At 34.6% G+C, this 26231-nt stretch carries 24 protein-coding genes and 1 other RNA gene; 18 read left to right on the forward strand and 7 right to left on the reverse strand.

What is annotated here, in order from left to right; translation table 11 throughout:
- Nucleotides 1-18 precede the first annotated feature (18 nt).
- Nucleotides 19-1566 carry a 2-isopropylmalate synthase gene (gene leuA / locus GQ590_RS00210; protein WP_160405825.1) on the reverse strand — a complete coding sequence of 516 codons (1548 nt, stop codon included), beginning with the start codon at nucleotides 1564-1566 and terminating at the stop codon, nucleotides 19-21.
- 427 nt (nucleotides 1567-1993) lie between these two features.
- On the opposite strand from leuA, the gene nfsB reads away from it, so the two are divergent.
- Nucleotides 1994-2638 (forward strand): oxygen-insensitive NAD(P)H nitroreductase, encoded by a 645-nt coding sequence (nfsB, locus tag GQ590_RS00215; protein ID WP_160405826.1) that lies wholly within the window; start codon nucleotides 1994-1996, stop codon nucleotides 2636-2638.
- 335 nt (nucleotides 2639-2973) lie between these two features.
- Here nfsB and metG read toward each other — a convergent pair whose 3' ends face one another.
- On the reverse strand, nucleotides 2974-5001 hold the full coding sequence (gene metG / locus GQ590_RS00220; protein WP_160405827.1) for a methionine--tRNA ligase: 2028 nt from the start codon (nucleotides 4999-5001) through the stop codon (nucleotides 2974-2976).
- A 250-nt stretch (nucleotides 5002-5251) separates the two neighbouring features.
- Here metG and apbC point away from each other — a divergent pair, with 250 nt between their 5' ends.
- On the forward strand, nucleotides 5252-6325 hold the full coding sequence (apbC, locus tag GQ590_RS00225) for an iron-sulfur cluster carrier protein ApbC (RefSeq protein WP_160405828.1): 1074 nt from the start codon (nucleotides 5252-5254) through the stop codon (nucleotides 6323-6325).
- Nucleotides 6326-6440: 115 nt separating this feature from the next.
- Here the strand turns inward: apbC and GQ590_RS00230 are convergent, their stop codons facing one another.
- Nucleotides 6441-7181: a phosphatase PAP2 family protein gene (locus tag GQ590_RS00230; RefSeq protein WP_160405829.1), complete on the reverse strand. Its 741-nt coding sequence runs from the start codon at nucleotides 7179-7181 to the stop codon at nucleotides 6441-6443.
- Between the two features lie 407 nt (nucleotides 7182-7588).
- Here GQ590_RS00230 and tpx point away from each other — a divergent pair, with 407 nt between their 5' ends.
- The 16 genes from tpx (at nucleotide 7589) to GQ590_RS00310 (ending at nucleotide 21668) form a co-directional block, all read left to right on the forward strand.
- Nucleotides 7589-8101, forward strand: a complete 513-nt coding sequence (tpx, locus tag GQ590_RS00235; RefSeq protein WP_160405830.1) for a thiol peroxidase — start codon at nucleotides 7589-7591, stop codon at nucleotides 8099-8101.
- A gap of 443 nt (nucleotides 8102-8544) precedes the next feature.
- Complete coding sequence (locus GQ590_RS00240) at nucleotides 8545-8919, forward strand: hypothetical protein (RefSeq protein WP_160405831.1); 375 nt, start codon at nucleotides 8545-8547, stop codon at nucleotides 8917-8919.
- Nucleotides 8919-9434 (forward strand): hypothetical protein, encoded by a 516-nt coding sequence (locus GQ590_RS00245; RefSeq protein ID WP_160405832.1) that lies wholly within the window; start codon nucleotides 8919-8921, stop codon nucleotides 9432-9434. Before GQ590_RS00240 ends, GQ590_RS00245 begins: the two co-directional genes overlap by 1 nt.
- Nucleotides 9435-9533: 99 nt before the next feature.
- Entirely contained in the window at nucleotides 9534-10004 is a 471-nt protein-coding gene (locus GQ590_RS00250; protein ID WP_160405833.1) for a hypothetical protein, read from the forward strand.
- Nucleotides 10005-10022: 18 nt separating this feature from the next.
- Complete coding sequence (locus tag GQ590_RS00255) at nucleotides 10023-10463, forward strand: hypothetical protein (RefSeq protein ID WP_160405834.1); 441 nt, start codon at nucleotides 10023-10025, stop codon at nucleotides 10461-10463.
- A complete protein-coding gene (locus GQ590_RS00260; protein WP_160405835.1) occupies nucleotides 10463-10981 on the forward strand; it encodes a hypothetical protein in 519 nt (172 codons plus the stop codon). Before GQ590_RS00255 ends, GQ590_RS00260 begins: the two co-directional genes overlap by 1 nt.
- Entirely contained in the window at nucleotides 10978-11484 is a 507-nt protein-coding gene (locus GQ590_RS00265) for a hypothetical protein (protein WP_160405836.1), read from the forward strand. Before GQ590_RS00260 ends, GQ590_RS00265 begins: the two co-directional genes overlap by 4 nt.
- Nucleotides 11481-11987 (forward strand): hypothetical protein, encoded by a 507-nt coding sequence (locus GQ590_RS00270; protein WP_160405836.1) that lies wholly within the window; start codon nucleotides 11481-11483, stop codon nucleotides 11985-11987. The genes GQ590_RS00265 and GQ590_RS00270 overlap by 4 nt, the downstream gene beginning before the upstream one ends.
- Before the next feature lie 360 nt (nucleotides 11988-12347).
- Entirely contained in the window at nucleotides 12348-14807 is a 2460-nt protein-coding gene (gene rnr / locus GQ590_RS00275; RefSeq protein WP_160405837.1) for a ribonuclease R, read from the forward strand.
- Between the two features lie 27 nt (nucleotides 14808-14834).
- Nucleotides 14835-15596 carry a 23S rRNA (guanosine(2251)-2'-O)-methyltransferase RlmB gene (rlmB, locus tag GQ590_RS00280; RefSeq protein WP_160405838.1) on the forward strand — a complete coding sequence of 254 codons (762 nt, stop codon included), beginning with the start codon at nucleotides 14835-14837 and terminating at the stop codon, nucleotides 15594-15596.
- Nucleotides 15597-16023: 427 nt separating this feature from the next.
- Nucleotides 16024-18114 (forward strand): PTS sugar transporter subunit IIA, encoded by a 2091-nt coding sequence (locus GQ590_RS00285; RefSeq protein ID WP_160405839.1) that lies wholly within the window; start codon nucleotides 16024-16026, stop codon nucleotides 18112-18114.
- Between the two features lie 26 nt (nucleotides 18115-18140).
- A complete protein-coding gene (locus tag GQ590_RS00290) occupies nucleotides 18141-18443 on the forward strand; it encodes a PTS sugar transporter subunit IIB (protein ID WP_160405840.1) in 303 nt (100 codons plus the stop codon).
- 21 nt (nucleotides 18444-18464) lie between these two features.
- Nucleotides 18465-19754 carry a PTS sugar transporter subunit IIC gene (locus tag GQ590_RS00295; RefSeq protein WP_160405841.1) on the forward strand — a complete coding sequence of 430 codons (1290 nt, stop codon included), beginning with the start codon at nucleotides 18465-18467 and terminating at the stop codon, nucleotides 19752-19754.
- A gap of 14 nt (nucleotides 19755-19768) precedes the next feature.
- Nucleotides 19769-20176: a tetratricopeptide repeat protein gene (locus tag GQ590_RS00300; RefSeq protein WP_160405842.1), complete on the forward strand. Its 408-nt coding sequence runs from the start codon at nucleotides 19769-19771 to the stop codon at nucleotides 20174-20176.
- Between the two features lie 11 nt (nucleotides 20177-20187).
- Nucleotides 20188-21045: a class II fructose-bisphosphate aldolase gene (locus GQ590_RS00305; protein WP_160405843.1), complete on the forward strand. Its 858-nt coding sequence runs from the start codon at nucleotides 20188-20190 to the stop codon at nucleotides 21043-21045.
- 11 nt (nucleotides 21046-21056) lie between these two features.
- On the forward strand, nucleotides 21057-21668 hold the full coding sequence (locus tag GQ590_RS00310; RefSeq protein ID WP_160405844.1) for an AAA family ATPase: 612 nt from the start codon (nucleotides 21057-21059) through the stop codon (nucleotides 21666-21668).
- Nucleotides 21669-23405: 1737 nt separating this feature from the next.
- Here the strand turns inward: GQ590_RS00310 and GQ590_RS00315 are convergent.
- The 4 genes from GQ590_RS00315 to zapA form a co-directional block, all read right to left on the reverse strand.
- The gene (locus tag GQ590_RS00315) at nucleotides 23406-24866 is read right to left on the reverse strand and encodes a catalase (RefSeq protein WP_160405845.1); all 1461 of its coding nucleotides are present in this window, start codon (nucleotides 24864-24866) and stop codon (nucleotides 23406-23408) included.
- Nucleotides 24867-25121: 255 nt separating this feature from the next.
- The gene (locus tag GQ590_RS00320) at nucleotides 25122-25667 is read right to left on the reverse strand and encodes a 5-formyltetrahydrofolate cyclo-ligase (protein ID WP_160405846.1); all 546 of its coding nucleotides are present in this window, start codon (nucleotides 25665-25667) and stop codon (nucleotides 25122-25124) included.
- Between the two features lie 31 nt (nucleotides 25668-25698).
- A non-coding RNA gene (gene ssrS, locus GQ590_RS00325) (6S RNA) lies at nucleotides 25699-25880 on the reverse strand.
- Between the two features lie 64 nt (nucleotides 25881-25944).
- On the reverse strand, nucleotides 25945-26229 hold the full coding sequence (gene zapA / locus GQ590_RS00330) for a cell division protein ZapA (protein WP_160405847.1): 285 nt from the start codon (nucleotides 26227-26229) through the stop codon (nucleotides 25945-25947).
- Nucleotides 26230-26231: the final 2 nt, after the last annotated feature.

Below are 26231 nucleotides of genomic sequence, written 5' to 3' on the forward strand. Positions count from 1 at the left end.
AGCAAAACAAATTATTTTTTAATCTTGGTGTAATTTTTGTTTTTCTTGCGCAACTTGATTTGCTCGATAGACATTATTTAATACATTAATTAAAGCTAAGGCAGACGAGTGAACAATATCGGTTGCAAGCCCTACACCATGGAATTTACGGCCTTTATAATCAGCAACAATATCCACTTGCCCTAAAGCGTTTTCGCCTTGCCCTTTAGAAGCTAATTGATATTTAACAATCGAAATTGGCTCGCCAGTAATTCGATTGATTGCTTGATAAACCGCATCAACGGGGCCATTACCTGTTGCTGCATCAGAAAATTTTTCATCCCCAATGATAAGACTTACCGATGCAGTAGACACAACAGTAGAGCCTGATTGCACATTAAAATAATCTAAAACATAATGCTCTTTTTCATCTTTTAATTGATTGATAAAGATTAATGCTTCTAGATCATAATCAAACACTTGACCTTTTTTATCCGCAAGCTCTAAAAATGACGTATAGACTTGATCCAAGTTATAGTCTTTATCGTGATAACCAAGTTCTTCTAAACGATGTTTAACAGCAGCACGCCCAGAGCGTGAAGTTAGGTTCAATTGGATCTGATTTAAACCAATTGATTCAGGGGTCATAATTTCATAGGTTTCACGGTTTTTAAGCACACCATCTTGATGGATACCAGAAGAATGAGCAAAAGCATTGCTACCAATAACGGCTTTGTTTGCAGGGATTGGGGTATTCGTGATTTGGCTAACGATTTGACTAGTGCGATAAATTTCTTGATGATTAATATTAGTGTGAACATTTAAGATATTTTGACGAACTTTAATCGCCATAATAACTTCTTCAAGTGCGGTATTACCCGCACGCTCACCTAAACCATTCATCGCCCCTTCAATTTGCCGAGCACCTTCTTGAACCGCGCTAATCGAGTTAGCCACCGACATGCCCAAGTCATCATGGCAATGAACAGAGATAATCGCCTTATCAATGTTCGGGACACGTTCAAATAAGGTACGAATAATGCCACCAAATTGATAAGGGACAGTATAACCGACAGTATCTGGAATATTGATCGTTCTCGCCCCTGCTTTAATTGCTGCTTCAACGATCCGACATAAGTTATCAATTGGGGTACGGCCTGCATCTTCACAAGAAAACTCCACATCATTAGTATAATTACGTGCACGCTTAATACAGTGCACAGCCCGTTCAATGACATCCTCAAATGTCATTTTTAATTTATCTTTAACATGTAAGGTTGAAGTTGCCATAAAAGTATGGATACGAAACTGATCAGCTACTTTTAAGGCTTCTGCTGCAACATCAATATCTTTATCAACACAACGAGATAACGCACAAACACGGCTATCTTTAATCGTTTTTGCAATGGTTTGAACCGACTCAAAGTCACCAGGTGATGAAACAGGAAAACCGACTTCCATCACATCGACCCGCATTCTTTCTAACGCAAGTGCAATTTGTAACTTTTCTTTAACACTTAAACTTGCTTGTAATGCCTGTTCACCATCACGTAACGTTGTATCAAAAATAATGACTTGAACGCTCATTGTTTTTCCTTTTATATATTTTAGCGCTAGCTCGGTATTTCAAGTTATGAAAACAAAAAAACCCGCACATTAGCGCAGGTTCTTGTTAATTTGTTGAGATGTTTATTAAACGACTTCTTCACTCCACACACAAGCTATCCGCGCAAATTGATGCGAGGAGGAGGCTTAGGTCGAGTGATAAGAAGTTAATAAACATAATAATCTCTAAATTTTTTCTTATTAAAATAAACTGGTAATACTTTTACCAAATGATATTATCTGTGTCAACGATTATTTTGTTCAATTTTAATATAGTCTAATTTTTTAACTATAAAAATTAAGTAACAAGCGTTGATAGATTATTTAGCAAATCTATTAAAATGATAACTTGAGATGTAATTTAACCTAATTATAATAATTTAAAGCATAACCTCATGAGGACATAACCATGAATATCGTTGATATTTCACAAAAACGCTATACCACCAAACACTACGACGCAACAAAAAAAATTCCTGCCGATCAATTCGAGCAATTGTTAACAGTTTTAAGAAACAGCCCATCGTCTGTAAATTCTCAACCATGGCATTTTTATGTTATTGATAACGATGCGGCTAAAAATAAAATTTTACCGGCTATACTTGAATTTAATCAACCAAGAGTGACTGGCGCTTCGCATACGATTGTCTTTTGCATTAAAACCCCATTAGATGAAGCCCATCTAGTTAACCTACTTAATCAAGAAGAAAAAGACGGACGCCTTCCTTCTGCGGATTTAAAGGCATCTCAAGACCAAGGAAGACGTCATTTTGTTAATTTGAATAGTAAAACACCTCAATCACAACAATGTTGGGAAAGTAAACAAGCCTATATTGCATTAGGGCAATTGCTTTTTGCTGCAGCGGCAATTGGTATTGACTCAACAGCTATTGAAGGATATGACGCCGAAAAAATGGATGAAATATTAGATCTTAAAAGCAAAGGATTAAAAAGTGTTGTTGTTGCAACATTAGGTTATCGTGCTGAAAATGACGGCAATGCAAATCGTCCAAAATCACGCCTACCTAAAGAACAGATTTTTACTTTTTTATAAGATAATAAAAAAACCGCTAAAAACTCATAAGGTGTTTTGCCTAAAACCGCTTTATGATAAGGTTTAACGGTATTATAAAAAATGAATAAATTGTTTAAGCTGTAGAAATTACTCTCATTGTTTACAGTAATTTCTACACTTAAATCCTTCTGTGTTTTTATTCTTTGAGCAGAACTGCTACTATTTTTCTTAGTTTTTGTTTTCCATTTTATATTTACCTAGTTTTTACTCATGAAAGCAGTTTAAAAATAAGCAAATTCACAAGTTTATTTACACGGCCTGTTAACAAGCATATTCGCTTGTTAAGATGTCGCTCCTATAAATTAGGATATCAATTACGAAATTCGCATTCCCGGTTTAGCACCACTATCTGGCGATAACAAGTACACGCCTTCACCATCATCTTTACCACTTGCACAAAGCACCATACCTTCTGAAATACCAAAACGCATTTTACGAGGGGCTAAGTTAGCAATCATGATGGTTAAACGACCAATTAACACATCAGGATCAGGGTAAAACTGCTTAATACCTGAAAACACGTTACGGGTTTCATCGCCAATATCAAGTGTCAATTGAAGTAATTTATCAGAACCCTCAACAAAACAGGCATGTTTAATCAACGCTACACGCATATCGACTTTAGCAAAATCATCAAAATTAATCATCTCGGCGATAGGTTCAGCAACTTTAGGTTTTGCCGGTTGGGCTAATGCAGCTTGTTGTTTTGTTTCTTCAATCATGGCAGTAATTTTATCCATATCAATACGATTAAATAAAGCTTTAAACTGGTTAATTTTATGACTTGTTAAAGCATTATCAATTTCATTCCATTCTAATTTGCTATTTAAAAATGCTTCTGTACGTTCAGCCAATGAAGGCACTATTGGTTTTAAATAGGTCATTAAGATGCGGAATAAGTGAATACCCATCGAGCAAATATCTTGCAATGCTTGATCTTGCCCTTCTTGTTTAGCAACCACCCAAGGGGCTTTTTCGTCAATATAGCGATTCGCTTCATCAGCGAGTGCCATAATTTCACGAATAGCCTTACCTGATTCGCGTTGTTCAAAATAGTCAGCAATTACTTTAGATTTTTCAACAAACAAGGCATACAATTCAGGCTCTGCCACTTTGGCTGATAATTTACCGTCGAAACGTTTATGAATAAAACCAGCCGAACGCGAAGCAATATTAACAACTTTATTGACTAAATCGCTATTTACACGTTGAACAAAGTCTTCTAAATTCAAATCAATATCATCAATATGTGATGATAGTTTAGCGGCATAATAATAACGCAAGCAATCAGGATCTAAATGTTTTAAATAGGTACTTGCTTGAATAAAAGTACCACGCGATTTCGACATTTTTGCGCCGTCAACCGTCACATAACCATGTACAAAGATATTAGAAGGCTTACGATATTCACTGCCGTCTAACATTGCCGGCCAAAACAAACTATGGAAGTAGACAATATCCTTACCAATAAAATGATATAATTCAGTACTTGAATCTTTACGCCAAAACTCATCAAAAATCGGCTTATTTTGTTTATTGCAGTAATTTAAAAAAGACCCCATATAACCAATTGGCGCATCTAACCAAACGTAGAAATATTTGCCTGGCGCATCGGGGATCTCAAATCCAAAATAAGGTGCATCACGGCTAATATCCCACGGTTGTAAGCCTGATTCGAACCATTCTTGCATTTTATTAGCAACTTGATCTTGTAATGTTCCTGAGCGAATCCACTCTTGTAACATAGTTGAAAAAGCAGGTAGATCAAAAAAGAAATGTTCAGACTCTTTTAAAATCGGCGTAGCGCCCGAAACCACAGACTTAGGGTCAATTAAATCAATAGGATTATAAGTAGCACTACACACTTCACAGTTATCACCATACTGATCAGGCGCTTTACAACGTGGGCAAGTGCCTTTTACAAAACGGTCAGGTAAAAACATCTGTTTTTCAGGATCGAATAGCTGTGAAATAACTTTAGTTTTAATATAGCCATTCGCCTTTAAACGCTTATAAATTTGCTCTGATATCTCACGATTTTCTGGGCTATGGGTTGAATGGTAATTATCATAACTAATATTAAAGCCAGAAAAATCACGTAGATGTTCGGTTTTGACTTCACTAATCATCTGCTCTGGAGTAATTCCCAATTGCTGAGCCTTTAACATAATTGGCGTGCCATGGGCATCGTCAGCACAAATAAAATAGATCTCATTACCACGCATACGTTGATAGCGTACCCATACATCAGCTTGAATGTGTTCTAGCATATGACCTAAGTGAATGGCACCATTGGCATAAGGAAGTGCACAAGTCACCAATATTTTGCGTTGAGTTGTCATGTTGATTTATTACCCTTTTTTACATAATGGCAGAAATAGTACATCAATCGTGGGAATATCGCTAGATTTATGCCATAATTTGATAAAATTTATATACTCAATTCATATTTCAAACAGCAAATAATCATTTTTATGAGGGGAAACCAATTTACTGTTTACCGTCTTATTATTTAAGGTATTTTACGCTTTTAATACAAGGTAATTGGAAATAAAACGAGTATAAATACTGAGGCATAAAGAGATAACCATAATGAACACTGAAGTAAAAAAAATTCTTGAAAATTTTACTCATTCAACTCTACAAAAAAATTTACTTGAACTTGGAGCAATAAAAAAATGCGAAATAGTTAATCACCACTTAACTATAAATTTAACAATGCCTTTCGCTTGGCAATCTACTTTTGAAGAATTGAAAAAAATAACCACTCCAGAATTGCTTAAACTTAACAGCGTTAATGAAGTTGACTGGCATATTGAATATAAAATTGCTACTTTAAAACGTGCTAATAACCAAAATGCCATTAATAATATAAAAAACATTATCGCGATAAGCTCAGGAAAAGGCGGTGTGGGCAAATCATCAACAGCGGTCAATCTTGCGCTAGCTTTACAAAAGCAAGGCGCTAAAGTAGGAATTTTAGATGCTGATATTTATGGTCCATCAATTCCAACCATGCTAGGTACCGAAAAAGAGCACCCATTAACACCAGACAATAAGCACATGACGCCAATTATGGCATACAAATTAGCCAGTAACTCTATAGGTTATTTAGTTGATCCTGACAGTGCTATGGTATGGCGTGGACCAATGGCAAGCAAAGCATTACTACAAATATTACAAGACACACTTTGGCCTGAACTCGATTATCTTGTTATTGATATGCCACCAGGTACTGGGGATATTCAATTAACGCTTGCTCAAAATATTCCAGTAACAGCGGCCGTAATTGTTAGCACCCCACAAGACATTGCATTAATTGATGCCAAAAAGGGCATTACCATGTTTAATAAGGTTAACATTCCCACCCTAGGAATTATTGAAAACATGAGTTACCACATTTGTGAAAATTGTGGTCATCATGAAACAATATTTGGTGAAGGTGGCGCACAAAGTTTGGCCAATCAATATCAAACAAAATTACTTGGACAAGTACCACTTCATAAAACCTTACGCCAAGATCTTGATACAGGCAAGCCCACCGTCATTAGTCACCCTAATAGCGAATTTACTCAACTTTATTGCCAAATTGCCGAGCGTATTGCAAGCGAGTTATATTGGCAAGGCGAGGCGATTTTGCCAGATATAGCCTTTAAAGCGTTGTAACTTAAAATTAAACTATTGGCTGTCAAAAAACGACGGCCAATGCTATTGATATTTTATAAATAATTTGGCAATACATCGCCTCTATCAATCACATAAAGATCCTCCATTATCAACCTTATTTTAAATAACTGAACTCCGCTTTTGCCTTAGTTAATTGTCGATTAAACTCAGCATTTGCATGTAATTGAGCAACTACTGCAGCAGCCATCACTCTAGCTGCATCGACATCACTTTGCCAATGATAGCCACAAATAACACGGCTTTCACCAATCTCATAACCTCGTTTTAAAATTTCATTTTGGCGCGCTGGATTAATCTCGGCTAACACAAGTGAAATAGCAAATCCCATTGTTGTATGACCAGAAGGGTATGACCCATTGGTCGATAACATTTTTTCATCTTCTGGACGACAAGTTGATTCATTAAAAAATGAAAAAGGTCGAATACGATTATAATATTTTTTAGCTGAACGAGTTGCTAAATCCCCAGCGTCTTCTTTCATTGTAGTAACTAATTTATAAATTTCTGGCGTTTTTTTATCAGAAATTTCAAACCCAAAAGAATGTGAAAATTGCTTAGTTATATTATCCTTACTTGAATCAGCATCTAAATAGGCCTGTTTTCCACGTTCTGTATTACGGACGGACTTCCCCCAATCATACATTGCTTTATCTCTTAAAAAATCAATGCTATTAAAAGAAGGGGGAGGAGGCAAAAGAAGTAAACTATTAGGTGCTTGTTCTTCTTTGAGAAAAAAATCATTAGGATCTGTTGTTACATCTTTAATATTACTAGCATAAATATTGGCAGATATTAACACACTTATAATAATACTATTTACAAAGATCTTTTGCATATGAGTTTCCTTATAAAAAACACTATCACTCTTGGTAACTAATAACTCATGATGATTTACCAATTATTTAAATAGGAAAATTGACTTACAAGATTGCTAAGTAATGAATATTACTTATTTTAAACATATCAATGCGGTTACTTTACAACATTTATCAATTAATAGTTTAGTTAAGCATAAATTAATTTCTTTATATGTGATAACTATCACATTTATTTTTATTAGAATTTTTTTATTTATCGCCTTTTTTCTAAATTGAGTAATCAAAAATTTTATTCATTGGATAAATCATCACATCTAGAATAATATGACTACTGAATAATGCGAGATTTATATAGATCTGTAAAATTTCAATAAGTTCGCTCTATCAAAACAACGTTATTTGTCACAACATGAAGGAGACAATTATGCAAAAAAGAGTTAATGAAGTTACAATGCGTGGTAACCCAATTACTTTATTAGGCCAAAAAATCAATGTCGGTGATTTGGCACCTGATTTTACTGTGCAAGATCTAGAGATGAAACCGATAAGATTATCCGATTTTAGCGGCAAAGTAAGGATAATAAATTCTGTACCATCAATTGATACTTCTGTCTGCAGTGCCCAAGTTCACCATTTCAATGTAGAAGCAGCAAAACTAAAAGATACCGTAATATTTTCAATTAGTGTTGATCTCCCTTTTGCATTAAATCGTTATTGTGCAGCTGAAGGGATTGATGCGGTCAAAGTCACTTCTGACCATAAAGATCTCGACTTCGGTTTAAAATATGGCGTTGTTATTGAACAGCTACGGTTACTTACTCGGGCCGTATTTGTCATTGATAAAAATGGCAAAATTGCTTATGTCGAATATGTAAAAGAAACCTCTTTAGAGCCTGATTATGACAAAGCCCTAGCGGCGGCTAAAGTATTAGCATAAATCACAACATAATATATCGCTACCCAATAACAATATTGGGAGCGATATCTAAAATATCCTATTTATAACCCCAAAGAGCTTATTTGACATTAAATAAATCATCCTCCTAAATATAAAGCATTAAAATAAATAGCGTAAAATTTTTTAGATAAGCGGTGTAATCACTATTGGTTATTTACTTTTTTTATTATATTTTTGTAAAAAATATTCAGGATTCTATACCGTCTAAAGATTAAAAAAATGAAAAGAGCAATTCGAACTTTGAATTGCGATATGACATAATTGGCAATTATTTAGTGATGCAAAAGATAGATAATAAAAGCTTAAACGCCTTATAAGTTTTTAGAGGATTATTTTAATCATGAAGTGTAAGCAACTGGGTATTTTACTATATTTATTGTTATGTTTTACCGTATTATCAGGATGCCAGGAAGGCGAACCTCTTGATTCTAGAGTTTGAGGATATTGGGATTGATGATAGAAGATATGATATGTCAATTTGGATGATAAAAAATAATTGGTTCCAAAGAAAAACTAAAAATGATATTGTTGAACAATTACCAAAAAGAAACACCTATAAAACTACAATTACTAATAATAAAATAACATATTGTGTGAAAGAGATTAGAGGATGGAATATTGATAGCGAATCGAGACCGTTAGCTTATTTAGATCTTTATTTTAAAGATGATTTAGTAATAAAAGTAGTGTTGAGAGAAAGAAAACAAACTTTTTTAGATAAAATAGAATCATTAGATGGATTTCCAATAATATCTGAACAAGAATATAAAAAAAAATTGGTATGGAATGAAAAATAATGAAAAAAATCATACTATTATTAATGTTTATATCAATGGTAGCATTAACCAGTTGCAACAAAACCCCCTTAGAAAAGGTTTTAAATGATATAAAAGAAAATAATCCTAAAACCATAACCTTATCTGATTATACTAATTTTAAATGGGATGAAGTTTGGTTAATCAGTGGCAGTATTGGTGGAAGGTATATCATATTAATGCGAGAACAAAATATTGATGTCAAAAAAGTAGAAAGACCTAAAAGGAAATATGGAAAATATCAAGAGCTTTCTAAGACTGTAGTGTATGTATATAATAAAAAAGTTGTCTATTACGAATTCCCTCCGGATAACAGGGACAGGGAATTTTCTCTTTTAGGTTTTGTCGAGCCGTATGCACTTTTAGATTTTAAACTAGAAAGAGGGCAAATTGTTGTTGTTTCAAGCGATAATTCTGTATGTGAAGTAAAACACAGAACATTAGTACCCATTAAGCCTATTAAAATCTATGAAAACATGGATGAAAAATTGAAATAAACCGATAATGAATTAGCAGATAAAGTATTAGATTATTATCATGAACATGGTTTATGGGAAGCGAAAAAAAGCATTTCTAAAGCAAAAGAGTATTAAATAATGAAAAAAATCATGCTATTGTTACTTATGTGTTTATTTCTAACCAATTGTAACAAAACTCCTTTAGAAAAAATTGACAGTTTTTTGGATAATGTAAAGTCATCAGATACATTAGTATTATATAATTTTACAAACTTTAACTGGGATTATTTCATAATTATTACAGCAAGAGATATAGAAAAAACGAACTCTATATTAAATCAAAAAGGAATTTCAACGAATAATATTCAAAATATAAAAGTATTAAGAGAAACTGAATCTTGGACTGAAGTAATATATTTTATTTATAAAAATGATGTTATTTATGTAGATGTTTTTCCGGATAATAACAAGTACTATTTTGATAATATAAAAGATGGAAAAACTATCTTTAAAATAGATTATCTATGGCCTAGAGAAAAAAGTATCTTTAAGATAAATAAAGATTCTTTCCAAGGGAATTATTATAAATTAACACCTATAATTAAATAGATAATGAATCATTAAATTATGAAAAAGTTACTTCTTTTATTATTATTTTTCATATTATCAGGATGCCAGGAAGGCGAACCTCTTGATTCTAGAATTTGGGGTTCATCAGATACAAATATTGATAATAGAAGATATGATATGTCAATTTGGATGATAAAAAATAATTGGTTCCAAGGAAAAACTACAAAAAATATTGTTGAAAAATTACCGGAAGCAAAAGTAGGAACAGTAACTACAATTACTAATAATAAAATAACATATTGTGTGAAAGAGATTAGAGGATGGAATATTGATAGCGAATCGAGACCGTTAGCTTATTTAGATCTTTATTTTAAAAATGATTTAGTAGTAAAAGCCGTATTGAGAGAGAGAAAGCAAAGTTGGTCAAATAAAATTGATGGGATGGGAGGTGTTTTTGAACAAGAATATAAAACAAAATTGGTATGGAATGCAAAATAATGAAAAAAATCATACTATTATTAATGTTTATATCAATAGTAACATTAACCAGTTGCAATAGTAAAAGACCTTTAGAAAAAGTATTAAAAGATATAGAAGAAAATCACCCTAAAACCATAACCTTATCTGATTATACTGATTTCGAATGGGATGAAGTTTGGTTAATCAGTGGCAGTATTGGTGGAAGGTATATCATATTAATGCGAGAACAAAATATTGATGTCAAAAAAGTAGAAAGACCTAAAAGGAAATATGGAAAATATCAAGAGCATTCTGATGCCGTAGTGTATGTATATAATAAAAAAGTTGTTTATTACGAATTTCCTCCGGATAACAGGGACAGGGAATTTTCTCCTTTAGGTTTCGTAGAGCCATTTCCACTTTTAGATTTTAATTTAGAAAGAGGACAGATTATAGTTGTTTCCAGTAATAATTCTGTATGTGAAGTAAAAGATGGAGATTTAGTTCCCATTAAACCTATCAAGATCTATGAAAACATGGATGAAAAATTGAAATGAATATACGTTTGATTATCGCTATTGTTTTTGTGTTCCTTCTTATTGGTTGCGACAAAGATCCGTTAGAAAAGGTAGCCGAATATATAGAAAAAAATCACCCTAAAACCATAACACTTTCTGATTATACTGATTTCGAATGGGATGAAGTTTGGTTAATCAGTGGCAGTATTGGTGGGCGTTATATTACATTAATGCGAGATCAAAATATTGATGTTAATAAAGTAGAAACTTCTCCAAATTCTAGATATGGAATAGATAAAGATTATTTTAAAACTATAGTGTACATATATAATAACAAAGTAGTTTATTACGAATTTCCTCCAGATGGTAGGGGATATTTTAATGCTATAGACGCAATTTGGACGCGTGCCGATTTTGGTTTAGAAAGAGGGCAAATTGTTGTTGTTTCAAGTAATAATTCTGTATGTGAAGTAAAAGATAGAGATTTGGTTCCCATCAAGCCGATTAAGATCTATGAATTCATGGATGAAAAATTGAAATGAATATACGTTTGATTATCGCTATTGTTTTTGTGTTCCTTCTTATTGGTTGCGACAAAGATCCGTTAGAAAAGGTAGCCGAATATATAGAAAAAAATCACCCTAAAACCATAACACTTTCTGATTATACTGATTTCGAATGGGATGAAGTTTGGTTAATCAGTGGCAGTATTGGTGGGCGTTATATTACATTAATGCGAGATCAAAATATTGATGTTAATAAAGTAGAAACTTCTCCAAATTCTAGATATGGAATAGATAAAGATTATTTTAAAACTATAGTGTACATATATAATAACAAAGTAGTTTATTACGAATTTCCTCCAGATGGTAGGGGATATTTTAATGCTATAGACGCAATTTGGACGCGTGCCGATTTTGGTTTAGAAAGAGGGCAAATTGTTGTTGTTTCAAGTAATAATTCTGTATGTGAAGTAAAAGATAGAGATTTGGTTCCCATCAAGCCGATTAAGATCTATGAATTCATGGATGAAAAATTGAAATGAATATACGTTTGATTATCGCTATTGTTTTTGTGTTCCTTCTTATTGGTTGCGACAAAGATCCATTAGAAAAGGTAACTATAACTTAATCACTCCGAAGCCACCGCACCCAATCCACTGTATCTACTAACAAAAAAGACCTTGTTTTTTACAAAAAATAGATTGAAATAGCATTGATTTTATTAATGTTTTTTATTTTCTTGTTTTTAACTGTTACTATTTTACTATAACTCAGGTACTGAAATATTCTTTTAAAACTAAGCTAATAATCCATTGATTCTTGCTTATTAAATAGAATGTTGATGTTAACTTATACCACTCTATGTTATGCTAGCGCTAATATTAGTCACAGGATATTCCTTTATGATAAAAGACCCATTTTTTGACCGCGAAGCCGAGAAGTATGATTCCCCAATTGCCAGTCGAGAGCTTATTTTAGATTACCTTAAACAAGAAGCAAAGCCTGCCAGTTTAGAAAAAATTGCTCAAGCTGTTGATATTAAAAATGATGAGCAAAAAGTGGCGTTGCACCGGCGTTTGCGTGCTATGGAGCGCGATGGTCAGGTGGTGTTTACACGTCGTAAGTGTTATGCCTTGCCCGAAAAGTTCGACATGGTCAAAGGTAAGGTTATTGCCCACCGTGATGGTTTTGGCTTTTTGCGGGTAGAGGGTAATCCTGAGGACTATTTTTTAGCACCAGAACAGATGAAAAAAGTCCTACAAGGCGATGTAATTTTAGCCCAGCCTATCGGCACGCAATACCGAGGTAAAACCGAAGCTAGGGTAGTGCGAATTTTAGAGCCGCGTAGTAATCAAATTGTTGGCCGTTATTTTATCGAGCAAGGCGTTGGTTTTGTGGTGCCTGATGATAGTCGTTTAAACTTTGATATTTTAATAACAGGTAAACCCGATCGCACCGTGCGCATGGGGGCGGTTGTAGTCGTTGAGTTACAACAGCGACCAGAGCGTCGTCAAAAAGCGGTGGGTGTGATTAAAGAAGTGCTTGGCGAAATGATGGGCACAAATTTAGCCATTGATATTGCCCTACGTAATCACGAAATTCCTTATGAACTGCCTAAAGCGGTTGAAATCGAGGCTAGCAAATTTGCCGATCAAGTGCCCGAAAGTGCCAAAAAAGGCCGTAAAGATTTACGAAATTTACCTTTGGTAACAATTGATGGCGAAGATGCGCGTGATTTTGATGATGCGGTGTATTGCCAAAAAAACCGTGGCGGTGGCTATCGGTTGTGGGTGGCGATTGCGGATGTGAGTTATTATGTTCGCCCTAGTAAAGCATTAGATAAAGAGGCTTGTTTGCGTGGTACGTCGGTTTACTTTCCGTCGCGCGTGGTGCCTATGCTTCCTGAAGTTTTATCTAATGGGCTGTGTTCATTAAATCCGCAAGTGGATCGCTTATGTTTGGTTTGTGAAATGACGGTGTCTAATCGAGGGCGTTTGACGGGGTATGAGTTTTATGAAGCGGTAATGAACTCGCATGCTCGGTTAACGTATACCAAAGTGGCGAAGATTTTAGAGGGCGATGAAGAACTTCGTGAGCATTACCGTGATTTGGTACCTCATCTTGAAAACCTTTATGGGCTTTATAATGTGCTTGATAAAGCACGGGTTACTCGTGGGGCGATAGGGTTTGAGTCAGAAGAGCCTAAATTCATCTTTAATGCTGATAAGCGTATTGAAAGTGTCGAGCTAGCACAGCGTAACGTGGCGCATAAAATCATTGAGGAGTGCATGATTTTAGCCAATGTGGCTGCGGCAAAATTAGTGATTAAAGCGGATATTCCTGCATTATTCCGTGTGCATGACAGGCCTGATGAAGATCGCATTAATAATTTGCGTAGTCTTTTAAGCGAACTTGGGTTATCGCTTGGGGGCGGAGCTAATCCTAAACCTAAAGATATCGCTGAATTAATGACCGTGGTTGAAACGCGTCCTGATCATGATATGCTACAAACGGTTATTTTGCGCTCTATGAAACAAGCCATTTACGATCCTGAAAACCGTGGGCATTTTGGTTTAGCGCTTGAGGAATATGGACATTTTACTTCACCAATTCGTCGTTATCCTGATCTACTTTTGCACCGTGCGATTAAATGGATTTTAGCGGATGAACAACAAAAAACCAGTAAAACAGGTGGCTACCGTTATACCACTAGCGAAATGCTCTATTTTGGCGAGCACTGTTCCATGACCGAACGACGTGCCGACGAAGCGGTGCGTGATGTAGTTGATTGGCTTAAATGTGATTATATGCAAGATCATGTCGGCGAGGTTTTTAACGGTACGATTTCGAGCGTGGTAAATTTTGGCTTCTTTGTGCGATTAGACGATCTATTTATTGATGGCTTAGTACATGTATCATCGCTAGAAAATGATTATTATACGTTTGACGGTTCGCGCAATCGTTTAATTGGTGAAAATACGCGTTTTGTTTACCGTTTGGGTGATAAAGTGCAAGTGAAAGTCGATAACGTCAATCCAGAAGAGCGTAAAATTGATTTTTCATTAGTGGGTAGTAATAATAAGCCAAAACGTCAGGGAAAAACGGCAAAAGATAAGTCCAAACAAGCCCCAAACGCTCAACAAGCTGATTTGCCTGTTAAGCGAAAAGGCAAAAAATCAACCAGTAAAAAAAGTAGCGCGAAGCCAAATACTAAGCAAAATACTAAACCAAGTACTAAATCAAGTACCCCAAAAAAGGCAAAATCGAACGCTAAATCAAGCATGAAAGCAAGTGCTAAAGTTGAAGTGAAAGCTAAAAGTAAAAAACGTAGTAAATCAAAATCAACCAATAAAACCAAATAGTTAATAAGATAAAAGAGTAACAAATAAATGAGTGAAACAGTTTATGGCCTGCACGCCATTGAAGCATTATTAGCACGTTCGCCAGAAAGAATTATTGAAGTATTTATTATTAAAGGGCGTGAAGATAAACGCCTTCTTGCCGTTGTGCGTCAGTTAGAGCAACTTGGCTTGCCAGTGAAAATAGCTAATCGTCAATGGTTAGATGAAAAGTCGAAAAACGGCGTGCACCAAGGTATTTTAGCCATGGTAAAACCAAACCGAGGTTATCAAGAAAACGACATTCCGCTATTAATGGAACAGCAACCAAACCCCGTTATTTTAATTTTAGATGGTGTGACTGATCCCCACAATTTAGGCGCTTGCATTCGTACTGCCGATGCGGCTGGGGTTGATTTTATTATTGTGCCAAAAGATCGCTCCGCACCACTAAATTCCACCGCACAAAAAGTTGCCTGTGGCGCAGCTGAAAGCGTGCCTGTGGTTAGAGTAACCAATTTGGCACGTACTATGCGAATGCTGCAAGACGAGTATCAAGTTTGGATTGTGGGTACCGCAGGCGAAGCAGATAAGACGCTTTATCAAACCGATTTTTATAAAACATCAACACAAACCGCACTTGCATTGGTAATGGGTGCTGAAGGTGAAGGCATGCGTCGTTTAACCAAAGAACACTGTGATGAATTAGTCAGCATTCCAATGGCGGGTATTGTGTCATCACTAAATGTATCGGTAGCAACTGGTGTATGCTTGTTTGAAATTGTTCGGCAAAAATCCCTTGTTATAACTTAATTTAAATAATTATAACCGTATTACTTATCTAACGATTTAAATTTTATATTAAATCAATATGTTGTGTTAAGCCAATACGGTTAAAACTGTCATAAAAATATATCAATAAATATCATTTTTATTAGCTTGAATTTTTCATTCATCTTTAAAAAAGCTAAACAAGCCGATAAGTATCGTTTGTTAAAAAGTTTCAGGAAAACCCTACGTTTAAGTATAAAATTGTTATTTTTCAATAACTTGGTTAAGTTGGTAAATTGTGATTTTATCAAGCTTATTCCTACTTATACTCTTTCATAAAATGTTTATTTTCATGATACAAATAGACATCATCCAATTTTTTGCCATTTTTATTGGCAAAAATACCAACTAGGTAAGCAAATCTATCTCACTTATACTTAATTTATGAAGTAAATAGGTGAATAAGTTTATGCGAACAAGAACCATTGAATTATTTAAAAAATTTATTTCAATCGACTACCCAATCACCTCCGAAATGCTATCGGATGAATTTCAAATTAGTGTGCGAACTATTCGTAATGAAATCCAAGAAATTAATGCGTTTTTAACGCAAAGACAGTTTCCTTTAATTTCAACAGTACGTAGTAAAGGTTTTATAATCAATGCGCCACAAGATGAAAAACAGTTAATTTATAATGCATTATTGGGCATACCAATCTCATCGATTTTAAGTAAAGATGAACGCCAGTTTGATTTGTTATTGTCTATCGCTTTTTCTGCTTCTCCTACCATTTTAAGCCATAAAGAAGATGTATATTTTGTATCAAAAAGTGTTTTAGATGAAGATGTTAGAAAACTCAAAGCACGACTTAAAAAATATGATATTGAATTAATTAGCCAGCCAAAGCAAGGTATGCAGTTTGTGGGGTTAGAGCGTTCTATTCGTTTAATGATGTATGAAGCGATTAATCAGTTTTTGGGGAATCTTGAATTAGATAAACCACGAAATGAGATGAGTTTGATACAGCAGTTACTGTTCAATTATATTCCTCAAGAATTAATAGATAGTTTATTACAACTTGCTCATCAAACGCTTAGCCAGATTCATGATGAAATTTATGTTCAGCAATTGGTTGTTTTTACTGCTATTTGGATAATTCGAAATCAACAGCAACATCACCTTACCATGATAAGAGTGGATTTTAATAATAATGATTTGGGTGAAATAGCAAGGTTTATTCATTTAACTTGTCAACAGATTGCTTTGCAGGTCAGCAGGCAAGAGCAACAATACATTATTTATATGTTAGAAGCGTTTAATACCAAGGATATTAATAACTATGTCGAATGGGTAAATGCGCAGTTATTAGCCATTAAGCTAGTTAATTATGTCGAAGAAAAAACGCAAATTCCATTTTCAACCAAGCAAGAGCAACTGTACGAAAACTTATGTAAACACTTAGCAGGGCTGATTGCCCGAGTAAGTAATAATATTCATATTGTTAATCCATTACTTGATAACATCAAACAAAACTATAGCGAAATTCATGCCGTTATTACCACTTTTATGCACGATCTTGAAACAACGTTAAGTCGTAAAATTTCAGATGATGAAATCGCATTTTTAACTATCCATTTTTCAGCTTTTGCTAGCGCAATAAATCAACAGCGAAGTTACTATTTTAAAGCAGTGGTATTTTGTGATCATGGTATTGCAACCTCTAACTTATTAGCTGAAACACTTAAAGAGTTTTTTAGTATTGATGTATTGGCAATTTTAGGCCGCCATGATCAGGATCTATTAGCTCAACTTGATTTTGACTTAATTTTTTCTACGTTTCCATTGCAGCACTTAGCTCATCCTGTATTGGTGTTAGAACCGATTTTAAAAGAAAAAAATCATCCTATTATTACTGATTTTTTAGCTAAACACAGTGCTAATCAACGGGTTGTAAATCATTTAGTGGATGCGACCGATCTTTTCTATTCACTGGTTGATTTGATTCAACAAAGTGGTGGCATTGTGTCTGCTCCTATCTATAACCAACTCGAAAAGTGTTTGGCAATCAATAACCTTAAAATCAATAAAAGGAAAATCCAGCCTATGTTGAAAGATATTCTTACCGATAATGACATTATCTTGCAGCAAGATAGCTCAGATTGGCGACAAGCGATCAAAATTGCTGCGGAGCCGTTATTAAAAAAACAATTTATTTTACCTTCCTATATCGAAGCTATGATTACCTCGGTCGAACAATATGGCCCTTACATAGTCATAGGTAAACATTTAGCTTTGGCACATGCTCGCCCTGAAGACGGCGTAAATCAATTAGGAGTGAGTGTGGTAACCATGCGACATGCTGTTGATTTTGGTAATTCTGAAATGGGTCCGGTAAAAATTATATTTTGTTTGGCCGCTATCGATTCGTTTTCTCATCTCAATATTATGCGCAGTTTGATTGAATTAATTAATGATGAACAAAAACTTGAACGCTTAACGATGTGTGATTCTGTACAGCAATTTAAAACCATTTTATTTAATGAACCGAATTTAGATTAAACCATTAAATTGTAGGAGGATAGAACATGAGTAATTTAATCATTTTATTTGTTTGTGGTGCAGGGCTAGGCAGTAGTTTTGCTGCACAAATGGCGACCGAAGATGTACTAAAAACTAAAGGTATTGAGGCTAAGTTAGATCATACCGATATTTCATCTGCCGCGGCAATGAACGCCGATATTATCATCACAGCTGAAAATTTTCGCCCTCAATTTGCTAAATTCAATATTAGCGAGAAGACCTCAATTGTCTACCTTAAAAATATTGTTTCAAAAACCGAAATTGATGAAAAGTTAACCCCAGTGTTGCAACAAAAGGGACTAGTTTAAATTGCAAAATAGGAGAATATTATGAACGTAATTAACTTTATTATCGATAATATTTTAACTCAAGCTTCAATAACCATTAGCTTAATTGCTATGTTTGGCTTGATTTTACAACGTAAATCAGTCGGACAAATTATTTCAGGATCGCTTAAAACATTATTGGGCTTTCAAGTGCTTAATGCAGGGGCAAGTATTATTGTGGGCAGTTTGACTTATTTCGGTCATATTTTTACTGCCGGTTTTAATATGCAAGGGATTATTCCTTCTATTGAGGCGATTAACGGGCAAGCAATGAGCCAGTTAGGCTTAGGCCGTGATATTGCTCTGACTTTTTTGATGATCTTTATTTTTAATATTCTTATTGCCCGTTTTACACGCTGGAAATATATCTTTTTAACTGGTCAGGCAATTCTTTGGATGGCTACCATGACCACCGTATTTGGTAGTTTTGCAGGGCTTTCAGGGATTATGTTAATTGTTGTTGGCGGTCTGGTTGGTGCACTTTTTGCGGTATTTATGCCCGCTATTGCACAGCCGATTATTCGTAAAGTGACGGGATCTAATGATATAGCTCTTGGCCATTTCTGTACAATCGGTTACTTATTTGAAGCAGGCGTTGCCTATGTGGTCGGTGAACGAGGTGAAAACAAACGTTCAATTGAAGAGATGAAATTGCCTAAATCATTTGAATTTTTGCAAGATACTTATTTGTCGGTCATGGTGGTAATGATACCACTTTATATTATTACCGTTCTTTTTGCTGGTGAAGAATATGCTTCAACATTGTCTGGTGGACAACATTATGTGATGTATGCCTTTACGCAAGCGATTATTTTTGTAGTAGGCATCTATGTGTTATTAGCTGGTGTTAGGTTATTGCTCGGAGAAATTGTGCCCGCATTTAGAGGCATTGCGATGAAGGTTGTTCCTAATGCCATACCAGCACTTGATTGTCCTGTGTTCTTCCCTTATAGCCCTAATGCGGTAATTTTAGGGTTTATTACCACGTCAATTGGTACGGTGATTGCGATGTTAACCTTGCCAGTTTTTGGATTAGCCATGATTTTACCAGGCATGCTAACTAACTTTTTTGCAGGCGGTACTGCTGGCATATTTGGTAATGCGGTAGGAGGTCGTCGTGGGGCTCTTATTGGTGGCATTGCGCATGGATTTTTTATTACTTTGTTACCAGCGTTGCTTGTGACTATCTTTAACCAAATGGGCTTTATTAATGCAACAGCCACCGATGTCGATACGGTTACGGCGGCATTGCTCTATGCATGGATTTTAAGTCCGTTATTAAAGAATTTTTAGTTTAGGAGATTGCTATGTTTAACTTTTTCAAAAAAAGTCACCCTAAAACAGAATCCAAACAGAAATCAGAAATAAAAGTCACTCTGACATCATCGCAAATAGAGCAAATTGAACAAGATATTAACCAGTTATTACAACAAATTGACCAAACTGATGATGCGGTAATTTTAGCCACATTATGCGAAAAAGCTGGACTGCTATATTGTCAATTAGATCGTGCCGATTTTGCAATTGAATATTTAGAAAAGAGTTTACAACATAAAAAATCAATTGGAGAGGGGTATAAAGCATTAATGAATTTGTACAACCATAAACGTGCCGATGCCGCACAAAATGGTTCAATAGACGATATTGATTTTTGGATGAATAAGATCGATTCCATGCGCAACATTGCCAAACAAGTTACAGTTCAACGAGATTAAAGGAAATTATTATGTATACCACACTAAAAGATGTCACATTATTAGCTCAAAAACTCAATTTCACCGTGGGTGCGTTCAACACGCATAATTTAGAAATGTTGCCCGATATGCTACGCGCAGCAAAAGAAGTTGGTGCGCCAATTATTATACAAACTAGTGTTGATACTGCACGTTATATTGGTTTTAAAGTGCTCGTTAATGCGGTAAAAGCCATCGCTGATGAAGAAATTGTTGATGCTGTGTTACATTTAGATCATGCTAAAAGTTTTGATGATATTAAAGAAGCGATCGATAGTGGCTTTACCTCGGTGATGTTTGATGGTTCTTCTTTACCATTTAAAGAAAATATTTTAAAAACCCGTGCGGTAGTTGAGTATGCACATGCGCGTGGCGTATCGGTCGAAGGTGAGTTGGGTACAATTGGGGGAACTGAAGAGGGCATTCATGTCGATCCTAATGATCGAATCTATACTAAACCAAATGATGCTTTAGAGTTTGTTAAAGCAACGGGTATTGATGCCTTGGCTGTTGCCATTGGTACTAATCATGGGCAGTTTAAATCAAAAACAGAGGTGAATATTCCTTTATTGAAAGAGATTCACGCTATGGTAGATATTCCACTGGTGATTCATGGCGGTACAGGCGTTAAAGAAGAAGATTATCCTGAGCTGATTAATAACGGTATTCGTAAATTTAATGTAGGCACTGAATTATTAGTAACTTGGACCCAAGTTGCCAAAGATAAGTTTGCTGATACTGAAGTGAATAAATCGTTACGACACAATATTATTCCAGCTAATCAATCGGTTAAGGAAATTGTTAAACACAAAATGAGTTTGTTTCTTAACGTTAATAACCGAATTAATTAAGGTACGTAAGTATGCAGAAATATTTAATTTTACTGGCAGGCTGTCCATGTACAGGAAAAACCTATCTAGTTAATCAATTGCAACAGCAATTTAAAGATAGCTTTGTTATAACTCCTGATGAAGCTAAAATTTTATATGCTGAATCAATCGGTTTTAACTGTAAGGCTGAAAAAGAAGCGTTAGAACACAAAGTTTGGCAGTTTTATTATGGTGTTTTACAACTGTATATGGATGCAGGTAAAAGAGTGATTATTTCTGAATACCCATTTAGTGATAAACAAAAAAAGCAACTGAGTGAATTTGCTGAACAATATCACTATCAAGTGATAACCATTCGCTTAGTTGCTGATTTTGATGTGATATGGCAACGTCGTTATCAGCGTGATCGTTCACCTGAGCGCCATTTATGCCATATTATGCAACATTATCATTATGGCGATAGGTTAGAAAATCGAAATCTTGCTGATGATTTAATTACTAAGGAGCAATTTTATCAAGTCTGCCAAACACGACAATATGATCAATTTGTTTTAGGTAAATTGCTCGAAGTTGATGTAACGGACTTTACTAAAGTGGATTACTCATTATTATTCAATGAGTTGAAGCAAATAATTAAGTTATAAATAGCACTATTATAAAAATGATAATGCCGGCTAAGTTTAGTCGGCATTATGCAGAGGGTTAATTGTTCGCTCACGCTACAATGTATTGGCTAAATAAGTAATTTATACTCGTGAGTACTGCCTAATATTTTATCTATGGGAAGCATTTATCATTGTTTGAAAATACATCTCTTATATATTTTTTCAATCCAAAAAATCGAGTAGTGACAGCACAATAAAATGGCTGGGTATATGATAAAATTAAGGGTAACGGCTGATGATATACACAGATCTGCAATAATTACGTCAATATCTAGAACTAATGTATTGTGATCTCCCATAATGAATGGGCGGACAATCCATGAGATAAAGTTTATTAAAACACCAATAACTATCCCACAAAAGACTAAACCTGACGGTCGTTTTATTTTATCTAGCATAAAGACGGAAATAAGAATAAAACAGAAATAACACAAGCAATACAATATTAAAAAATGAGATTCTGGTGTACTATGTTTTCGGATAAACTGATAACACCATTGGTAACTTAACAATCCTCCAACACAATTAAACAATAATATAATAATTAGCTTAATGATTTTCATTGACTAGCCTTTTTTTATCTTCAATTTCTTTAACTGCTTTATTTAAAACAGTATATGTACAATATAAACCATCAAAAGCAATTGTTCATTATTATTTTTAGTTGTAGCAGATTATTTAATAGGGATAAATTTAATACTTTAGTTTATGCAGTTATATTGCTTAATATGTAGGAACTACTCGCATTGTTTACAGTAATTTAAGAAACAACTGTAATAAATATACATAAAAAAACAAAACTAATGTCCTATCATAAGCAAGCGATATAACGCTGACACCATAAAGAAAAATAACCGTTACTAATTAGGTCAAACACTCTATGGTCATTCGCGAGAGCATTTATAATATGCTAAACAAGCCTGATGAAAGCTGTTTGTGCCTTTAACCAGTAAGAACCAATGTTATAAAACCATCAGCTAGGGTATTAAACGTTTATTTAAAATCGAAAAAGCCATTAAAAATAAATTAAGGCGGCAAGCTAAAGGCGATAACAAAACCTCTCTAAGCGAAATACGACAGGCTGATACCTAAAGTTTGCCGTTACTTAAAAATCAAACAAAGCAGCAAACTAGAAAATACCCTCTATTTTTATCTATTTGATTTTTAATGTTTTATACATAAACGTAGTACACCCCTGAAACTTTTTAACAAAAAACATACTATATTGATTTATTTATATAAAATGTGTAATAACCGGTATATCAAGCAAAAATCACCTGCCTATAAACTAATGGAAAAGCCGAAAGCGTGATACGAACTTTGAATTGAAATGCGGCATAAGCAGCCAATATTTAGCGATGCAAAAGAGTGAAAATAAACGCTTAAACGCTTTATTCATTTTTATCATACCGTTAAACCGCATAAAGCGATTTCAGGAAAAACGCCTTATGATTTTTAGCGGATTATTTTAATCATAAAGTGTAAATAACTTGGCGTTTACTTACACTTAATATGACCATTTTGATAGCTGTTGACTAATTTAATTTATAAGCTATGGTAATACCGTGTAGCCTAGTGAGTGAAAGCTTTCCTGTGAATTTTTGTCATTATTGATGTGTATTTTTAATCGGTAATTACAATAGATAGTTATAATAAGTCGTTACAGCCAACATTCTAAAATGCCGACGAAGTTAGTCGGCATTGTTATTTTTAGTGCTAATTTTTTATTAGGTCTATATTAATGCCTAATCCTTTGGCAATTCCTGAACCATAATCAGGATGCACTTTGTAGAAGTGTTTGAGCTGCCTGATTTGAATGTCTTGATTGACGTTTTTCATCGAGCCAACGATATTATCAATAAGCAGTTGTTTTTGATCAGGCTGCATTAAATTAAATAATGCGCGTGGTTGTGAGTAATAGTCGTCATCAACACGATGATCATGCCTGCCCATTGTGCCAGCTGGTACATGCATTGGCGGTTCGGCATATTGTGGTTGTTGTTTTGGTGCGCTATCGACGCTATTAGGCTCATAGTTAGGCGCGTTATCAGGAGTATAAAAACGCATTGCACCATCACGTTGATAATTATGCACAGGACATTTTGGCGCATTGATTGGTAATTGTTGATAATTAGTTCCTATACGATAACGATGTGCATCGGCATAAGCAAAAATTCGACCTTGAAGCATTTTATCAGGTGATAAGCCCGTACCAGGAACCACATTACTTGGTTCAAAGGCAGATTGTTCAACTTCGGCAAAATAGTTTTCAGGATTACGGTTTAGTTCCATTACACCGACTTCAATTAATGGATATTGTTTTTGTGACCAAACTTTAGTAACATCAAACGGGTTTTCAGGATGGTTATTAGCTTGCTCTTCAGTCATGACTTGCATATAAAGTCGCCACTTAGGATAGTCGCCACGTTCAATGGCTTTAAATAGATCTTCTTGTGCAGAATCTGGATTAGTTCCATCAATTTCAGTTGCTTTTTTAGGATGAATATTTTTGATACCTTGTTCGGTTCTAAAATGCCATTTTACCCAAGTGCGAACGCCATCTTTATTAATTAAGCTATAAGTATGGCTACCATAGCCGTGCATATGACGATAACCATCAGGAATACCACGATCAGAAAATAAAATAGTGACTTGGTGAAGTGATTCTGGCGATAAAGACCAAAAATCCCACATCATTTGTGGATCTTTTAAATTAGTTTTAGGGTCACGCTTTTGAGTGTGAATAAAATCAGGAAATTTGAGTGGATCACGAATAAAAAATACAGGGGTATTGTTGCCGACGATATCCCAGTTGCCTTGGTCTGTGTAAAATTTTACTGAAAATCCACGGGGATCACGCGCTGTATCTGACGAACCTCGTTCACCGCCTACTAACGAAAAACGAGCAAAAATTGGAGTTTGTTTGCCCACATTGGCAAATAAACTAGCGTAAGAATATTTTGTAATATCATTAGTGACAGTAAAGGTACCATGTGCACCAGAACCTTTAGCATGAACACGACGTTCTGGAATATTTTCACGGTTAAAATGAGCGAGTTTTTCGATAAGTTGAAAATCATCTATCAACACAGGACCACGGGGACCTGCTGTTCGGGAGTTTTGGTTATCGGCTATTGGTGCGCCGTTATTAGTGGTTAGTTCTTTTTTTTCTGACATTGCAACACTCCTTTATTTTATATTAAAAAAGCTTTTAAATATGAAAGACTCAATTACTTTTGAATGTTATGTATTAGAAATTAGAACGCTAGTGCATAGTAACAGTAATTCATAGTAACAAAGTTATATTCGATTCGAAAAATGTGTTTAACGTTAAGAATAAAATCAGTTTTATTACTAATAATATTAATCTAGATTATTTGTACGCTGCTACTTATTATAAAGTTTGGCTATTTTAACTTATTATTAATAAACTTAAGCGTAAATAATTTCGGGTAGTTTGATATCCCAAGGTTTGTTGTCAATATGTTGTACCTTTTGACAAGCAAAAGCAAGCCCAATAGGTAAGATTTTTTTTGTTTGGTAATTTGCAAGTAATCGGTCATAAAATCCACCGCCCATTCCCATTCGGTAGCCACGTTGATCAAAAGCAACTAGTGGCGTAAAAACAATGTCGAGTTGATGATAAGGAAGTACATTTAATACATTTAACTTTGGTTCAAATATGCCAAATTTATTTTTAATCAGTTGGGTTTGACTCGTGTATTTTAAAAAAAGTAAATGTGTCGAAGAAAAAGGGTGAATAATGGGCAAATAGACAGATTTATTTTGTTGCCATAAAAACTCTATAATAGGCCTAGTTTCGACTTCACCATCAAATGATAAAAATATGGCAATATTTTTTGCGGTTTTAATGGCTTGATGGTGAAAAATTTGTTGATATATCGTTAGTTGAGCAATATTGCGGTCTGCTAGGGATAGTTGTCGCCTTTTTTGACGAATTGTTTGCCTGATGTTCATGCCATTTTTACCTTTTAGAAAAAGGTTGAAAGGAAACTCCAAGATGTCGTTAGGGTCGTAACCCTTGAACCCGAGGTTCAAGGTGAACATTGTGTTTTAATTTTTAGGTTTCCTTACAAGTAAGGCATACTCACCAATTAAAAATCACTCCGTTCTTAAGATAAGATTATCGGCTCAGGGGACTAACCCATATCGCGAGCATCTCAGAGGTGATTATTATGATACAAAATTTATCAGATCATACAATACCATTTGTATTAAATTTACAATTTAAATATTAGTTGTTGGTATTTAGTGCAGAATCGAGTAATTGCTGTAGCATTTTTAATCGATCGCTAAATTCATTGCTTTTTTGTCTTTCTTTTGTGAGTTCGTAAGAAATATTCAGTGCCGCAGTAATAATAAGTTGATCACTATTAACCTGAGGGGATTTTTCTCGTAAATTTGTTAAGCGCTCATCTAAATCTTTTGCAGCACTATTAAGTGCTTCGACTTCATCAACAGGACAATTGAACTTTAGTGTTCGTCCAAAAATTTGAATAGTGACAGCTTGAGTTTCCATAT

The organism is Gilliamella sp. Lep-s35 (assembly GCF_009795845.1).
Classification (GTDB): Bacteria; Pseudomonadota; Gammaproteobacteria; order Enterobacterales; family Orbaceae; genus Gilliamella.

Excerpts from the sequence above, each read along its gene's own strand:
- GQ590_RS00250 (WP_160405833.1), top strand. The coding sequence starts at position 9,534 with ATGAAAAAAATCATGCTATTGTTACTTATGTGTTTATTTCTAACCAAT.
- GQ590_RS00310 (WP_160405844.1), top strand. The coding sequence starts at position 21,057 with ATGCAGAAATATTTAATTTTACTGGCAGGCTGTCCATGTACAGGAAAA.
- GQ590_RS00255 (WP_160405834.1), top strand. The coding sequence starts at position 10,023 with ATGAAAAAGTTACTTCTTTTATTATTATTTTTCATATTATCAGGATGC.
- apbC (WP_160405828.1), top strand. The coding sequence starts at position 5,252 with ATGAACACTGAAGTAAAAAAAATTCTTGAAAATTTTACTCATTCAACT.
- GQ590_RS00300 (WP_160405842.1), top strand. The coding sequence starts at position 19,769 with ATGTTTAACTTTTTCAAAAAAAGTCACCCTAAAACAGAATCCAAACAG.
- rlmB (WP_160405838.1), top strand. The coding sequence starts at position 14,835 with ATGAGTGAAACAGTTTATGGCCTGCACGCCATTGAAGCATTATTAGCA.
- GQ590_RS00315 (WP_160405845.1), bottom strand. The coding sequence starts at position 24,866 with ATGTCAGAAAAAAAAGAACTAACCACTAATAACGGCGCACCAATAGCC.
- GQ590_RS00260 (WP_160405835.1), top strand. The coding sequence starts at position 10,463 with ATGAAAAAAATCATACTATTATTAATGTTTATATCAATAGTAACATTA.
- GQ590_RS00230 (WP_160405829.1), bottom strand. The coding sequence starts at position 7,181 with ATGCAAAAGATCTTTGTAAATAGTATTATTATAAGTGTGTTAATATCT.
- nfsB (WP_160405826.1), top strand. The coding sequence starts at position 1,994 with ATGAATATCGTTGATATTTCACAAAAACGCTATACCACCAAACACTAC.
- GQ590_RS00320 (WP_160405846.1), bottom strand. The coding sequence starts at position 25,667 with ATGAACATCAGGCAAACAATTCGTCAAAAAAGGCGACAACTATCCCTA.
- leuA (WP_160405825.1), bottom strand. The coding sequence starts at position 1,566 with ATGAGCGTTCAAGTCATTATTTTTGATACAACGTTACGTGATGGTGAA.
- GQ590_RS00270 (WP_160405836.1), top strand. The coding sequence starts at position 11,481 with ATGAATATACGTTTGATTATCGCTATTGTTTTTGTGTTCCTTCTTATT.
- tpx (WP_160405830.1), top strand. The coding sequence starts at position 7,589 with ATGCAAAAAAGAGTTAATGAAGTTACAATGCGTGGTAACCCAATTACT.
- GQ590_RS00290 (WP_160405840.1), top strand. The coding sequence starts at position 18,141 with ATGAGTAATTTAATCATTTTATTTGTTTGTGGTGCAGGGCTAGGCAGT.
- GQ590_RS00295 (WP_160405841.1), top strand. The coding sequence starts at position 18,465 with ATGAACGTAATTAACTTTATTATCGATAATATTTTAACTCAAGCTTCA.
- rnr (WP_160405837.1), top strand. The coding sequence starts at position 12,348 with ATGATAAAAGACCCATTTTTTGACCGCGAAGCCGAGAAGTATGATTCC.
- metG (WP_160405827.1), bottom strand. The coding sequence starts at position 5,001 with ATGACAACTCAACGCAAAATATTGGTGACTTGTGCACTTCCTTATGCC.
- zapA (WP_160405847.1), bottom strand. The coding sequence starts at position 26,229 with ATGGAAACTCAAGCTGTCACTATTCAAATTTTTGGACGAACACTAAAG.
- GQ590_RS00305 (WP_160405843.1), top strand. The coding sequence starts at position 20,188 with ATGTATACCACACTAAAAGATGTCACATTATTAGCTCAAAAACTCAAT.
- GQ590_RS00285 (WP_160405839.1), top strand. The coding sequence starts at position 16,024 with ATGCGAACAAGAACCATTGAATTATTTAAAAAATTTATTTCAATCGAC.
- GQ590_RS00265 (WP_160405836.1), top strand. The coding sequence starts at position 10,978 with ATGAATATACGTTTGATTATCGCTATTGTTTTTGTGTTCCTTCTTATT.
- GQ590_RS00245 (WP_160405832.1), top strand. The coding sequence starts at position 8,919 with ATGAAAAAAATCATACTATTATTAATGTTTATATCAATGGTAGCATTA.